The sequence below is a fragment of the Photorhabdus akhurstii genome, assembly GCF_019090985.1.
Lineage (GTDB): Bacteria > Pseudomonadota > Gammaproteobacteria > Enterobacterales > Enterobacteriaceae > Photorhabdus > Photorhabdus akhurstii.
Window position 1 is genome coordinate 4,949,672 of the sequence record NZ_CP020335.1, and the last position, 15,114, is coordinate 4,964,785.

Consider the following 15,114-nt stretch of genomic DNA (forward strand, 5'->3'; position numbering starts at 1 on the left):
TATCTCATCTTTAAAGTTAATTAGCCATTCCACTTCATCGTAATTTCTAACTCACCAGTATGTTCATCCACACCTTCTTTTTCCTCGACAAAGCCATTCATTTTATAAAAATCTCTCGCCAGTTTATTTTTTGAATAAACGTTAAGAACTAAATCACTCCTTTTACCGAAGGCATCGAATAGTAATTTCTTTCCAATTCCTTTACCTTGAAAATCAGGATGAACAAATATCGATGCCAGAATATTATCAACCAAACTGATAAACCCAACAATTTCATCATTATATTTGGCAACTACAGTTTCAGCGCCAGGAATATATATATTCATCATATCCTCCTTACATGAGTGCCAAAAACTCTCGCTAACAAAATGATGACACTTAATTGAAGCAAGATACCAAATATCTACAACTCTTCTTATCTCTTCCGCATCGCCATTCAACTCTGTTAAGACCACGTTTTTAATAGATTGTAAAGTCATTATCATTTATCTCCATATTTATTAATGAGTAAAACTGACTCTTTTCTTCATTTTTCCACGACGTTCCGCTAGTCGGTCTCGTCTCGACATAGCCTCTTCTTTATTGACCAGGTTTATTTCCTGTTTTTCACCGGACTCAATATAGGAAATAAGAGTCGCCATATTCGTGTATGTGAAGAAATCGACAACTTTTAACGGGAAAGGCAGGAACTCATTCAAAACATTTGTAATTCTAAGCAGTTTTATTGAGTTAGCCCCCAAATCAAAGAAACTGGTTTTAAGGTCTATTTGATCTACCTCTAAAATTGAGGAGAATACCTCAAGCACTTTATCTTTATAGCTTGAACCCTCTAAATCAGCAATATTTTGGCTCGTTAAATCAAGATCAGGCAGGCTTGCTAAATCGACTTTCCCATTTGTAGTTAATTTAATTTCATCCACCGCTTTAAATATGCCAGGCACCATGTAATTAGGAAGAGATTCAGATAAATAACGTCTTAGGCTATTCTCTTCAATATTTTGACTAGAAACGTAATAAGCAACTAGTTGATCTTCTCCATGAATCTTCTTAATAACCACAACGGCATTATGGCATGCGTCATATGACTTTATTTTTGTCGCTATTTCATCTAGCTCAATTCTATAGCCTCTCAATTTTATTTGATTGTCTACTCTACCGATATATTCAATGTCACCCTCACCGTTAAAGAAAGCTAAGTCACCGGTTTTATATAGTTTTGATTTATGATCAAAAGGACTATCAATAAATTTTTCAGCAGTTAAATCTGGCCGATTCAAATATCCTCTGGCAAGGACTCTTCCCCCGATATAGATCTCACCGGGAACACCTATTGGTTGCGGGTGTAAATTTTTATCTAAGATATATATTTTCGCGTTATTTATCGGTCTACCTATGGGAACAACTGGGTTTTCTTGTTGATCTTGTTGATATCGATAGATCATACAACCAACCGTGGCTTCTGTCGGGCCATATTCGTTACAAATAGTTACGCCAGGTTTCAGTTTATCCGTGATTTCTTTACACAATTTACTTTCTAATTGTTCGCCACCGAGAATAAACGTCTGTAATGAACTTTTATTATCGCAGATTTGATTGAGTAGATTTAATTGCGAAGGTGTGATCTTGACATGACTTAGATTTTGGTTTTTAGCCACATCTTGCAACGCTTCAAATGACTCTTTATCGATAATTTCTATTTCTCCGCCAGAAATTAGCGGGCACCAAATAGAAGTTACGGTTAAGTCAAACGCAAGACTGGTAAACAAAGGATAAACCGAACGATAACTATCTGAATGGTAAGCGCTAATAGCCCAGTAGACATAGTTCATAACCGTGTGGTGTTCTAGCATCACTCCCTTCGGTTCTCCGGTAGATCCTGAGGTAAATATAGTATATACAAGGTCATTTTCAGAGTATGCCAAATTTGGCCTTTGATTGCCACCTTCGTTTACCTTCGATAAACTGAGCAAATCATCATGATAAATAATATGTTTAATCCCATTAGATAAAATCTTGTTTACCCGCTCTTCCGGGGTAGATATATCGATTGGAACATAGGCAGCACCTAATTTATTTATCGCAATTAACAGCGCTATCGTATGAATGCTAGCACGGCATTTAACTGCAACCAATTCCTGATGCTTAACGCCTTTTGAATAGAGATTGTTTGCAATTTGGTTAGATAGCTCATCAAGTTCCGCGTAAGTGACGCTAATACCTTGTTGTCTAATGGCGATATCATCTTGATATTTTTCTACCGCCGCCTGCCATGCGAAAGTTAAGTGAGCAGGCCCAGGTAATGAAACATCATTATTATTAAAATCAATAATTAACTGATTATATTCCTTTTCATCTAAGAAACAGAGTTCAGATAATGTTTTTTCTGCATTATACGCTATCGATTTTAATATTCTGGTGAACTGTTTCAGGATGCTATTAATAAAATATTGTTCGTATTTTTCAGCATTATAACTGAGTTTTAAAATCGCGGAGTCAAGTAAATTGACTTCTAAGCTCAGATTGAAATTTGTGGTTTCAGACGTTGTATATGAAAGAATATCCACACTGGTTGACATCTGTTGTAACCTTCTTGAAATTGGGTAATTCTCTATCACCACAATACTATCAAAAAGATTATGTTTTATTTTATTAACGCTTTGTATTTCAGATATTGGATACTCTTTATAAGCATCCCGCTCCAATATCGTGGTTTGTACACTCTTCATGATGCTTAAAAGCGTCGTTTGACTAGAGAGATTATTAATTAACAAAGGTGGTGTTTGAATATATAAACCAATGCTATTTTCAATGCCAGCAATTAAATTATCTCTACCGGATACTGTGGTACCAAAGCAAATGGATTCAGAATCATTACACTTAGCTAAAACAATTGACCAAGCTGCGTATATTGCAATAGCCAGCGTAAATCCATTATTTTTACAATATAACTCGACCGCGTTTATTAGATTTTTATCTAATGTGCATTCAATTTTACCGACGCCTTTTGAGAGCAAGTTTTGTTTACTTGGTAAACTCATTGCCGCGTCCTGAGATATGGCACCCTGCCAGAACTCTCTTGCTTCATTACATTGCTTCACTTTATTTAAATGAACAATATAATCTTGATAATCAAAAATGTTGCCAACACATTTTAATTGAGGATGATCATAATAATCCCAAAATTGGGTTATTAATAGACCCAGACTCCAACCATCCATGCAAATGTGATGATATTGAACATGGAGAATATAATTATCTTCGCTTACTTTATATAAGTTAATTTTGATTGGGCAACGTTCTAAGTCAATTTCAGTTTTTTGAGAAACTATCTCATTAATATTTTCTTGATCTGCCCTATAACTATTATTTTCAAATGTTCTGAAATCTATGTGAAGCGGTTTATTGTCAAAAATAATCTGAACTGGATGGCTTAATCCTTTCCAGCGGTAAACCGTTCGTAATGCTTGATGTTCCGATACCACTCTGTTCCACGCAATTTCTAATTTCTTTTCATCAATCAGACCCGCAATGGTTAAGGTAAAGTTTGTCACATAAACATCTTTACTGCCCTCTTCAATGGAATGATAAAGCATCCCTTCTTGCATTGGACTTAAAGCGACAATGTTATAATTCACAGGCATTTTCTAATCCGTCCATTCCATTATATTTTATGTGACTTATATATTTCATGGGCATTTTCTATGCCCATTAATATATTGGAAATTTTCAAATACCCATCTGATATTACGGTTGTATTTCGCATATCCTGGAGCATACAGTAGTAATGTTCCAAGCTTTCTGTCTCAATAATGACAATATCTTGAAAATCAGCAGAAAACCCTTCCGAGTCTACGGTTCTAAGACTAATAAAATCATGGTACTTCAGCAGAATTTCAGGCAGCGATTCATTCTGCAATTGCTCTCTTTGAGAACGATTTAAAGCATTCCATTTATCACTAAAAACCAATGTCCAAATAATCACATATTTCATATAAATCACCGATTGAAACTCAGATCGCTTGCTATTTTATTTATCAAGCTACTTGGAAAACTATTAAGGTAAAAATGATCTCCATCAAAAGTACTATGAAGGAATTTACCATTTATATAATCTTGCCAGGAAGAGATCATTTGAGGAGTGACTGCAACGTCATATAGGCCGGAAAAACTATGTACTGTCGTTTTATCACTAATTTTCGCATCACTCATACGCCAGGACTCTATTATTCTAAAATCACTCCGCACAATATCTAACATCATTTTCATAACCACACGGTCTTCACAAAAGTCCTTCGAACCGCCCAATTTCTCAAGATATTCGGTTAACTGATCATCATTGAATGACGCACGAGATAAATTCTCTTTATTTTTTAAGTGCGGAGGTTTGAAAGCTGAAATACCTAACCAAACAGGGGACAGACCTAAATTCTGTAACCTTAGCGTTAACTCATACGCGATAAGGCCCCCCATACTATGGCCGAAAATAGCAAATGGCTTATCCGTCTGAATTTGATTCAGAAATAACTCGATAACCTGCTCCATCGATTCCGGGAGCGGCTCACCAAAACCCATGCCTCTTCCCGGTAACTCAAGAGCGATACACTTTATCCAGCCCGGCAATAAATGTGACCAAGGTCGATAAAGCATGTGCGAACCACCAGCATGGTGAATCAAATAGAGCCGAACATCAGCATTTTTACTATTGTTAATATCTATAAAATTTTTCATATTTTTAAAAACGTCAATAAAATGGAGCGGGTTTCACTCCATTATATCAATCCACTAAAAGTTAAATTCTAAAAGAGTCTCATCTTTAGGAATATCCAAATTCACTTCTGCATGTTTAAAGTATTCAGAAATAGGAACATCCGAATGATTTAAGAGTTCATTGACCAAATCAATATATCTCTCTATGAAAAATTTAATCTTTTCACTGGTAAATAATGCACTCTTATATTCAAAGCTAAATTCGTATCCACCATTTATTTCTTTCACAAAGAACGCCAGGTCAAATCTGGAGCTTTCTTGTTCTATTTCATATCGACTTAGCTTCAAATTAGGCATTTCAAAATCAGCCATGCCAATATTCATATATGAAAACACAGTATCAAATATCGGCATTCTATTTTTCTTAGGTTTTACATTTATTGCTTTAACTATTTCTTCAAATTGAATATTAGCATTATCAAATGATGAGATAACAACATCAGAAGCAGAGTTAACTAAATCTCTAAAAGTCATCGTTTCATCAAAATCAAATGGAATTGGCAGAAGGTTGACAAACATCCCTATGACATCTTGCAACTCACTTTGTGGCCTACCTAATATGGGCGTTCCAATACAGAATTTCGCCTGCTTTGTTAAATCAGCTAATAGCAAATAGTAGGTAGATATGAAGATCATGAAATTGGTCGCACCATCTCTACTGAACATATTAACCAATCGTTCTGTAGTTTCATTTTCTAAATAAAAGTAAAGTCTCTCCCCACAATCATCTGTGATATGTTCCCGGTCAAAATCACATGGGAGTTTAATTTCTGGTATGTTTTTCAGCTTGTCTAACCAAAAATCCTTTTGCGCTAATACCCTACAACTATTTGCTATTTCACTTTGCCAAATAGTGTAATCTTTATATTGTATATTGAGAGGAGCTAATTCTACCCCCTGGTAGATATCCAAGAAATCTCTCACAAAAATATCCTGAGATAAACCGTCAGATATAATGTGGTGAATATCCAAGAAGAATAGATATTCATATTGTTTTAATTCAATAAGAATCGGCCTAATTAACGCATCTTTATGTAAGTTGAATGGTTTTATTAACCGCTTTATCTGCTCTTTAACTTGCAGCGGATTTAATCCTGCTGTATTGAATTTAATATGCTTGAGTTCAACAGTGGGTTCTTTGTGACACTTTTGTCTTGGTTCACCATTAACTAATATTATCGAAGTTCTAAGGGATTCATGTCGTTGGATTAACTTCTGTAGCGTTTCACTGAATTTTGCTATATCCAAGTGGCCGACAATATTAAAAACCGCAGTTTCATTATAAGCAACAGATCCTTTATCGAACATTTGTTGCAAATAGATACGTCTCTGACCGGGAGATAATGGATATGAATCCTGTTCAGCAACAGGTTGAATCGCCTGATATCCCGATGTTTCGGATTGACTTCCGGCAAATTCGGCAATTTCTTTGACCGTTGGATGTTTGAAGAAATAGGTCAATGGTACATCAATATTACAGCTCTTGTGTATCTGCGATAGTAAAGTGATCGCTTTAAGAGAGTTGCCGCCTAAATCGAAGAAATCATCCTCTATGCCTAACGGCTTGATACGTAAAAACGCTTCCCATATTCCGACTAGCTGAGTTTCAATTTCGTTACCAGCGGTAACAAAGTCACATTCAAGATCTGGCCTGCCTGAATACTCTTTATTGCTATTATCATTCCCTTGCTCTTCAAGTTGGCTTGGTTTAGACCATTGCGCAATGCGGGCATTAATGTCAGCGGTCGAGATAATTAAAGCGTCTTTTTCTTGATAATTGAGTACATCAGCCAGTAATAAGATACCTTCTTCTTTCGTTACCAATAAGTGCGACAAACTGGTGCCAATTTTTTCATTAATGTCACTTTTTACCGCGACTTCCCAACCATCCCAATTGATCAATGTCCAATTATTCTGGTTATATTGGTTGTGCTGAATGACAAACGCATCTAAATAAGCACTAGCGGCGGCATAAGCATAGAAACCAAGTCCCCCCAAGATTGGCGCAAGTGATGAAATAACAACACAGAAATCATAATCAATTTCCGCTAACGCTTGCTCTAAGACTTCAATTCCTTTTTGTTTAGCTTCAAGGTGTGCCTGAATATAAGCCTTATCAGTTTCAATAATAGACCTTAGTGACGCCTCTCCTGTAATTCCCGCCAGGTAGAATACGCCGTCTATCTTGACATGATCTTTAATGACGTTTTGAACAAGTTCAGACATGGCATCTAGCTCTTTCGCATCAGCTTGGATCAGCTGCAACGAAGAAGCCTGTTTATCTATTTGTTGCCAAGAATTATCCAAATGGGAGCCAGAGCGCGACGTAATAATTAAATTAGCTTGATATTCTTTAGCGAGGTAATTTGAAAACGTTTTACCAATAAAGCCCGCGCCACCAATCAATAAGTAAGTCCCTTCCTTTTTCAGGCTGGCGTGATTTCGATCGGCTAAAGGCATATAAGGAACGAAATCCTCACACCATCTTCTGTTATTGCGATACGCAACAGTCTCGCTTCCACCATAGGCAATTTCAGCAAGTAACTTGGTCGCCCCGCAATCTGTTGCCATATCGCCAACATCTATCGCACGACAAGATAAATCTGGAAACTCTTGCCGGATCACGGTACTGATTGCCATAACCGCCGCTGATGATGGATCAATGCTCTTTTCATTGCATACCACGACGGCATATTTCACCAGCAAAGTGATATTTTTAAGAGTACTGTCGGCTGTTTGCGCACGATATGACTTTAAGAGATGAAGAATCTGTGACAGCAATTCATCGACAGCCAGCGCTGAGTCAATGCAATCAATAACAATGTTCGATACAGAAACATGACTCTGTTCGAGCAACTTAAAGAATTGATTAAAGTCTTCTTGGTTATCGAGTCTAATTTGGTTTTCGCCATCCAGATCAAACACCTTCTCGTTGCCCACATGAATCTTTATTAATTTCTTGTAGTAACGTTGTAAGCTACTCTCCATACAGCATGTTGGCGCCAATGGCTGTCCGAGTCGTAGCAAGAGCGTTGTTTCATCACTTGATGGCGCATTTGATGTGCTCAACGGCTGTTGTTTCCAGCCATGTTGATAAAACCAGTCAGACATCCGCCCTTTCCGTTCAACTTTTTTCTCTGCTTCTATTGCGCTTGGTGCGTTAGAGAAAATATTCAGGAAATTTGCTTCCTTGGGCCAAAAAACGCTTCTATCGAAAGCATATCCGGGCAATGGGATACGCCTGCAATTATCGGTAAATCGCACCTTATGCCAGTCAATCTGAACGCCTTGTTGCCACAGTTTACCCAACGCCCCCCAATATGAATAAGGAAGATCTGGCGCCTTGATCTCTTCTGGCAGTAACTGGATAAGCACATTAGAACGCTCCTCCTTAGAATCATCTTGAGAGAGATATCGCCGTGTGAGATTGATCAGATCGCGGCCAACACCCACTTCAATAAAAATAGAAGCTTTGTGTTTCTCAATCAGATGCTCAAATCCCTTGACGAAGCAGACTGTACGTTCAGCCTGTGCTGCCCAATATTCCGCTGACATTGCCTGCGAGGCAGTTAACGGCAGTCCCGTCACGGAAGAAATGAGCGGGATCTTTGACGCACTGAGATTAAATTGAGCTATCACAGCCTGGAGTGCGCCATTAATTTGTTTCATCGCCGGCGAGTGCGCCGCATGCCTAGACTTGATTGGAGTAGTCAGAATACGCTTTTTCTTAAGTATCGCGGCGAACTCTTCGATGTTTGCTTCCGATCCCGATACAACGCACGAGTCTTTATTGTCAATCGCCACAACGATCCCTGCCGGGCATATGGCGTTAACCTCTGCAACAGGCAGCGGGATACTCAACATCGCCCCCGTTGGCAAATCTTGCATGAGTTTGCCACGAGCAATCACAAAATTAATGGCATCTTCTAAGGAAAACACCTCCGCAATTGTCGCGGCGACCAATTCACCAAAGCTGTAACCGAGTAAGCTTGAGGGTTGAACGCCAAGTTCCATCAGGCAACGAGCGAGCGCATACTCAACAATAAAAATGGCAGGTTGAGCGTACTTCGTTTTCTGTAATTCATTTGCAACACCATCGGTAAACCACCTTTCTTTCAGAGATTCACCTAAATGGTGAGACGCTATCGCAAGGCAATGGTCAACAATATCCCGGAATTCCGTATGAGTATCATACAAGGCACGCGCCATATTGGTATATTGCGCTCCCTGACCGGGCAGCAGAAACACAATTTGATGCTCTGCCCCAGACGCTTTTGTCGGTTGGGAACTGGGTTTTCGCAGGGCTTTAATTAAGTCGTCGCATGAAGAAGCAACCACTGATTTTCGATATTTATGATGTACTCGCCCCTCCTGCAATACATACGCAACGTCAGATAACCTGATGTCCTGCTTAGTCTGGAGCAAGTCAGCTAAATTATGTTGATTATTGGTGAGTGATTCAGGCGTTTCACCGGAGAGCAAGAATACATTCGGTAATGTCTCGGCCTCTGTTTTCAGAACGGTTGGTTCATCCGCTTCCGCTAAAATGATATGGGCATTCGTCCCGCCAATACCAAATGAACTGACGCCGGCAATACGTTTCTTATTTCCTGAAACTGCCCACTCCATTGGTCTATCTACGACTTTGAACGGCGTTTCTTCAATATGTAGTTTGTCGTTAGGCGCCTTATAGTGAAGGGTTGGTGCGAGTTTCTTATTTTTTAAAGACATCACCGTCTTTATGACACCGGCAACACCAGCCGCTTCATCCAGATGCCCGATATTACTTTTCACCGCACCAAGCATGCATAGATGATTCGAGTCGCCGAACACTTTAGATAGCGCTGATACCTCAATCGGATCACCTATCTCAGTAGCAGTGCCATGACACTCGATATAGCTAATCTCCTCCGGTTCAACGCCAGCCAACATTTGAGCGCTGGCTATCACTTCCGCCTGTCCTTGAACACTCGGAGCGGTAAATCCAACTTTGCGCTGACCATCATTGTTTATCGCGGAGCCTTTGATCACCGCATGAACATAGTCATTATCTTCGATGGCTCTATCCAAAGGCTTAAGCAACAAAATGCCGACCCCACTGCCGCCAACAGTCCCATTGGAGTTAATGTCGAAAGGTCGGCAGTGACCATCCGCTGAACGCACCATGCCTTGCTGATACAGGTAGCCAGACTCTTGAGGTAACGTTAAAGAAACCCCGCCAGCCAAAGCTAAGTCACAATCTCCACTTAAAATTGACTGACACGCCGTATGAATAGCAACCAGCGACGTTGAACAAGCGGTGTGGATCGCCACTACCGGTCCATTCAACCCCAGACGATATCCGGTTCTTGTGATGATGGACTCAGGTAAATTCCAATTCACCACATCGAATGTTTCAGAGGGAGTAAGCTTGCTCTTTAATAAACTCGATATCCAAGGAATGTTTGAAGCCGCCCCGGCAAATAGACCTATTCTTTCATCACTATTTTGGCCTATATAAGCAGCGTCCTCCAATGCGTGCCAACAGCATTCGTGTAATAATCGACACTGCGGGTCCATCTTATCAACTTCGTCTTTTAAATATCCGAAAAGATGATTATCAAAGGATTTATAATCTTCAAGCGTCGCTTTAGCTGCTACAAAGTTGGGATTATTGATATCTTCTGCTTTATAACCATTAGCAAGGAGTTCATCTTGCGTGAATCTTTTAATGCTTTCTTTTCCTGATATTAAATTTTGCCAAAACTCCTCTGGGTTTTCAGCATCTGGAAATCGGCATGCCATGCCAACGATGGCAATATCAAATGAATCTGTCATAAGTTAATAACCCAAATTTAAATTGAAAGCATAGATAATTCAGAGATTAAGTGTTCAAGTTCAGTACTTGATAATGAAATAGTAGGAAAATCACTGGGTATATAAAAGTCCTTGAAATCATAATTATTTAAATCGATAAGTTCCTTGAGCTTACTCTCCATGACATTAATGATATTTTCAATTTTAGGAATATCTATCAACTGCTCAATGTAACTCACACTCACTTTACACCCTTGCTCCCAATAAATATTGAAATCAAAAGCTTCCGTATAGATATTATCCACACTGGAAATCGCATGAGGGTAAATTGACTTGATGTTCACAGCGCCCTGATGAACCGATCCGGAAAAATCACCTAAATAATTGAACTTCGGTACATTGTGAATACGACTTAAATGTTTTTCTGTCGAGCAATGGCGAATGGATTGATAGGCCATACCATTATCATTAACCCGACGCATAGCTATTTTTGTCTTTTTTACATGGGAAGATATATTATCTTCACAGTGGCATATGAGTGGATAAATTGACGTGAACCAGCCGATATTATGGCTTAAATCCACTTCACTCTGTTGTGAACTTCTTCCGATACCTTCAAGCTCAACGGTAAAATTATTTTTATTGAAAGTTTTAAATAATGAGTAGGTAAACAGTGAGAAAAATAATTCATTGGGCTTGAGTTTCAATATTCCACATAATTTGGTAAAACTGTCAAAGTTAACACCGGCTATTTCACTGGTTAGCAAACCCACCGTTAATTTACGATTATATAAGTCTTGATACGTAAATAAAGAAGCGCCACTGATTTGCTGTTGCCAAAAGCCGATCTCATCAACACTGACTGTTTTTGCATAATGTTCAGTAAAATCAATCCATCTGGCGTAATTATTATTTTGTTGGCGTAATTTAAGCGGCTGATGATTTAAATGCTGCTCAACCAGTGTATTTAAGTCTGTTATCAAAATATGCCAGGATACGCCATCAATAATCAAATGATGGGCAATAAGCAGTAATTCGGTCTCGTTACCATCATCAAGGATAATTGCCTGAAATAACTCAGATTCAGGCCAGCTTGACGCCTCCAGATGCGTTCTCGCCACATATTCCCGTTGCTCAAACCCCGTCACATTCACTCTGCGTGTTTTAACATGCCTCATCTCCTCCCGTACTTGTAAAGTAAAGTGTTTATCTTTTACATAGCTATTCAGGATTGGATGGAATGATACCAACGCATCCAAGATCTTATCCAACTCGGTTTGAGTTAAACATGATGGGAAAGATAAGGAGAGCATTTGGTGGTATATCTCTTTCTTTCCTAACAACAGGCCGCTAAACCATTTCATAATTGGCGTGGGCGAGAAAGTCGATATCTTGACGGCTTCTTCTGGCTCCATAAATATCGCCCGACTGTCAATATGGCGACACAATAATTTTGGCGTCGGTAACTGGAGCACTTCCTTCGCGACTACGCTAATGCCTTTTTTCTGGAGCAATGTGACTAATTGGATAGCTTTTATCGAATCACCGCCAGATTGATAAAAGTCACTGTGTATAGATAGCTCTGTACAACCCAATACCCGTCTAAACTCTTCGAGCACCGATATTTCTAAGGCGCTCATTTTCTCATTGTCATTAGTACCTATTTTATCATCTTCAAGCTCAAGCAATTTGGCGCTATCAACTTTACCGTTAAAGGTTAAAGGAACTTCACGAATACATTTAATCAATTGTGGAACCATATAGTGGAGTAAATGACTCGATAAATACTGTTTTAATTCTTCTCCACTGACAGCCGATCCCTCCGACAAAACAACAAACGCTTTTAAGATTGAGGCATCAGAATTAGCTTCGTCGATCACTATGGCGACATCCTGAACGTCCTTGTACTCGAGTAGCTTTGTCTCTATCTCTTCGATCTCAATTCGATGTCCCCTGATCTTGACCTGTTTGTCGATACGGCCTAAATAAGTGACTTGCCCATATTCGTTGCGATAGGCGAGATCACCGGATAAATAGGCTCGTTGTCTTGGATAAAATCGATCAGTAATAAATCTGTTCTGAGTCAACTCCGAACGATTCCAATAACCGGCGGACACGCCATTTCCAGCAATAACCATTTCACCTTTCATGTAAGGAATACAATGGCGTCCATAACCATCCACAATATATATCTGCGTATTGTCGATAGGCTCGCCAATCGGCACGGAAACATCGCTATCTTTGGCGGGATCAAACTGGTGAATCATACAGCCAACCACGGTTTCTGTGGGTCCATATTCATTAAAAATATCGGCTTTACCGCCAAATTGAAGGTATGTGTGATTTGCAACGCTGACTTTTAAATTTTCTCCACCAACGATAAAACGTTTAATCGCACAATGAGGGCCGATAATTTCATGTTGGATAGCGCGTAAATGTGACGGTGTACATTTCACGACGGTCGCCACGCCATCGTGAATAATATCGCTCAGGATAAAGTTTGATGTTTCTGTATATACCTTAATAGCCGAGCCGGAAATCAGCGCCGGGAACAGTGAAGTCACCGTTAAGTCAAAAGTCAGCGGTGTATAATATGCCGCGACATCAGATTTTTCGGGGTAATAAACTTGGGCGGCCCACCGGCAATAATTTACAAGCTCTGGTTGACGAATAATTGTCCCTTTCGGCAAACCTGTGGAACCAGAAGTATATATTAGATATGCTTCACTTGTAGGTTCACACCTGACTGGTAATGGCAATAAGTCATTTTGTGGCAAAGTTTCAGATAAAGCCGCACTATCGCAATAAGCAACACCTGCCGGCAGTAATGATGCCCAATCCTGGTTTGTAATAACTAATGCACATTCGCTATCGGACAAAATATATTTTATTCTTTCCTGCGGTAAATCCTTTTCAAGCGGAATATATGTCGCGCCAACGGCCATAATAGCCAGTAAAGTTGCGATTTGCTCTGCGCTTTTAGGAAGCAAAATAGCCACTCGAGATCCGCCAGAAACCCCGTGATTTAAGAGATTAGCGCTGATTGTGCTAACTAAGATCCGAAGCTCTTGGAAAGTCAGTGATCTATTTTCTTCAATGATTGCCAGCCGATCTTTATTGCTCTCCACACTCTGTTCAAATAACGATATCACCGTTGCAGCGGTCGGTTCGGCATTGTTAGCCCCCGTTTCAATCAGCTTAAGATTATCTTCTCTTAATGGCGCAACCATCAGCAACTGGCGATGTGGATCAACACTAACTTCATCCAGAATCTCAATTAATAAATTAATTACTGCGTCAATCTGCGGCGGCGTATATTCCTCTACTTTATAGTCACAATATATTTTTGTCGTTCCCTCATTCAATAACTCTTTAAAAAGGAATTGAATTGAATATTGCTGTTCACCGGGGAATATATCCTCGACAATCAATGGGTATTCACCGAGAACCAACTCATATTTAGTGTTAGCATAGTTGTAGCTAACATCAAATAAATCATTAACCGATGCCCCGGCTCTCGTCTCTTTAACCAACTCGGTGTAATCATATTTTTGGTGTCGGTATATCTGATTATTATTCTCTAAAGCTAATTTAATTAAACTGGAGAAATCGGTGTATTCATCCACTGCTATTTGTGTCGGAACAGTAGATACCGTCATTGAATTCCGCACAAGATTGGTCTTTTTCCTACCATGAAGTGGTATACCAAAAGAGACTTGTTTATTCCCTGAAAGCCGGGATAGCAAAAGAGCAATAACAGCATAGTAAAATACGTTTTCCGTACATCCTAATGTTGCGCAGACATGCTTTATTCTCTTTGATACCTGATGAGGAATATCATAAATTTTCCGTATGGCTTTGGTTGAAAGAGTTCTATTGCCCAAAATAAAATTACTGTTTTCTCCCTTGCCAGCCAGGAAATTACGCCAAAATAACTTATCTTTATCATATTGACGACTAGATGAATATTTTTCTTCTAATGCCAAAAAGTAACTTTGATCATCGCTAAACTCACAATACACAACATCATTCAATGGATTATTATAACACTCACAAACCCTGGCGATAATATTTTGCATCGTCACGCCATCACAAACTAAGTGATGTATTTTGATTAAAAATCCACATTTTGAATCAGATACTTTATACAAACAAAAATAATATAAACATGTCCCTAAATCCATTTTCCGAGACATACACGCTTCGCGCCATTGTTCAAATTCTCTTTGTGGATTTTCTCTATTACGAAAATCAATAAAATCGATATTATTTTCCACTCGGCTATCTAAAATAAGTTTCGGTGGAATCTCATCATTTAAAGTGAAATTTAGACTTTGTGTTTCTTTAATAACTCTCTGTATCGCATTAGTTAACCTTGTGAAATCCAATTCCGTTTCAACACTACAAGTACCACCAATATTAAACATGCTGGTCCCTTGGTGTTTCAACTCAGTTACCCAAACGCCTTTTTGAATCCCTGTCATTTCATATGATTTGCTACTAATAGACATAATTAAATCCGTATAAATTTAAATTCTGAACATTTTAAAA

At 39.0% G+C, this 15,114-nt stretch carries 6 protein-coding genes; all 6 read right to left on the reverse strand.

Annotated elements, in window-relative coordinates; all coding sequences use genetic code 11:
* Positions 1-20: 20 nt before the first annotated feature.
* Genes B0X70_RS21405 through B0X70_RS21430 form a run of 6 tightly spaced genes read right to left on the reverse strand, consistent with a single transcriptional unit; the run spans position 21 to position 15,074 of the window.
* Complete coding sequence (locus B0X70_RS21405) at positions 21-479, reverse strand: GNAT family N-acetyltransferase (protein ID WP_072165574.1); 459 nt, start codon at positions 477-479, stop codon at positions 21-23.
* Positions 480-500: 21 nt separating this feature from the next.
* Positions 501-3,635: a non-ribosomal peptide synthetase gene (locus tag B0X70_RS21410; protein ID WP_217470334.1), complete on the reverse strand. Its 3,135-nt coding sequence runs from the start codon at positions 3,633-3,635 to the stop codon at positions 501-503.
* Positions 3,636-3,661: 26 nt separating this feature from the next.
* Entirely contained in the window at positions 3,662-3,991 is a 330-nt protein-coding gene (locus B0X70_RS21415) for a darcynin family protein (protein WP_040148897.1), read from the reverse strand.
* 5 nt (positions 3,992-3,996) lie between these two features.
* Positions 3,997-4,728 carry a thioesterase II family protein gene (locus B0X70_RS21420; protein ID WP_040148896.1) on the reverse strand — a complete coding sequence of 244 codons (732 nt, stop codon included), beginning with the start codon at positions 4,726-4,728 and terminating at the stop codon, positions 3,997-3,999.
* A gap of 54 nt (positions 4,729-4,782) precedes the next feature.
* On the reverse strand, positions 4,783-10,584 hold the full coding sequence (locus tag B0X70_RS21425; RefSeq protein ID WP_217470335.1) for a type I polyketide synthase: 5,802 nt from the start codon (positions 10,582-10,584) through the stop codon (positions 4,783-4,785).
* A 17-nt stretch (positions 10,585-10,601) separates the two neighbouring features.
* Complete coding sequence (locus B0X70_RS21430; protein ID WP_217470336.1) at positions 10,602-15,074, reverse strand: non-ribosomal peptide synthetase; 4,473 nt, start codon at positions 15,072-15,074, stop codon at positions 10,602-10,604.
* Between the last annotated feature and the right edge of the window lie 40 nt (positions 15,075-15,114).

Coding starts and splice junctions, on each gene's coding strand:
- B0X70_RS21430 (WP_217470336.1), bottom strand. CDS start 15,074: ATGTCTATTAGTAGCAAATCATATGAAATGACAGGGATTCAAAAAGGC.
- B0X70_RS21420 (WP_040148896.1), bottom strand. CDS start 4,728: ATGAAAAATTTTATAGATATTAACAATAGTAAAAATGCTGATGTTCGG.
- B0X70_RS21425 (WP_217470335.1), bottom strand. CDS start 10,584: ATGACAGATTCATTTGATATTGCCATCGTTGGCATGGCATGCCGATTT.
- B0X70_RS21415 (WP_040148897.1), bottom strand. CDS start 3,991: ATGAAATATGTGATTATTTGGACATTGGTTTTTAGTGATAAATGGAAT.
- B0X70_RS21405 (WP_072165574.1), bottom strand. CDS start 479: ATGACTTTACAATCTATTAAAAACGTGGTCTTAACAGAGTTGAATGGC.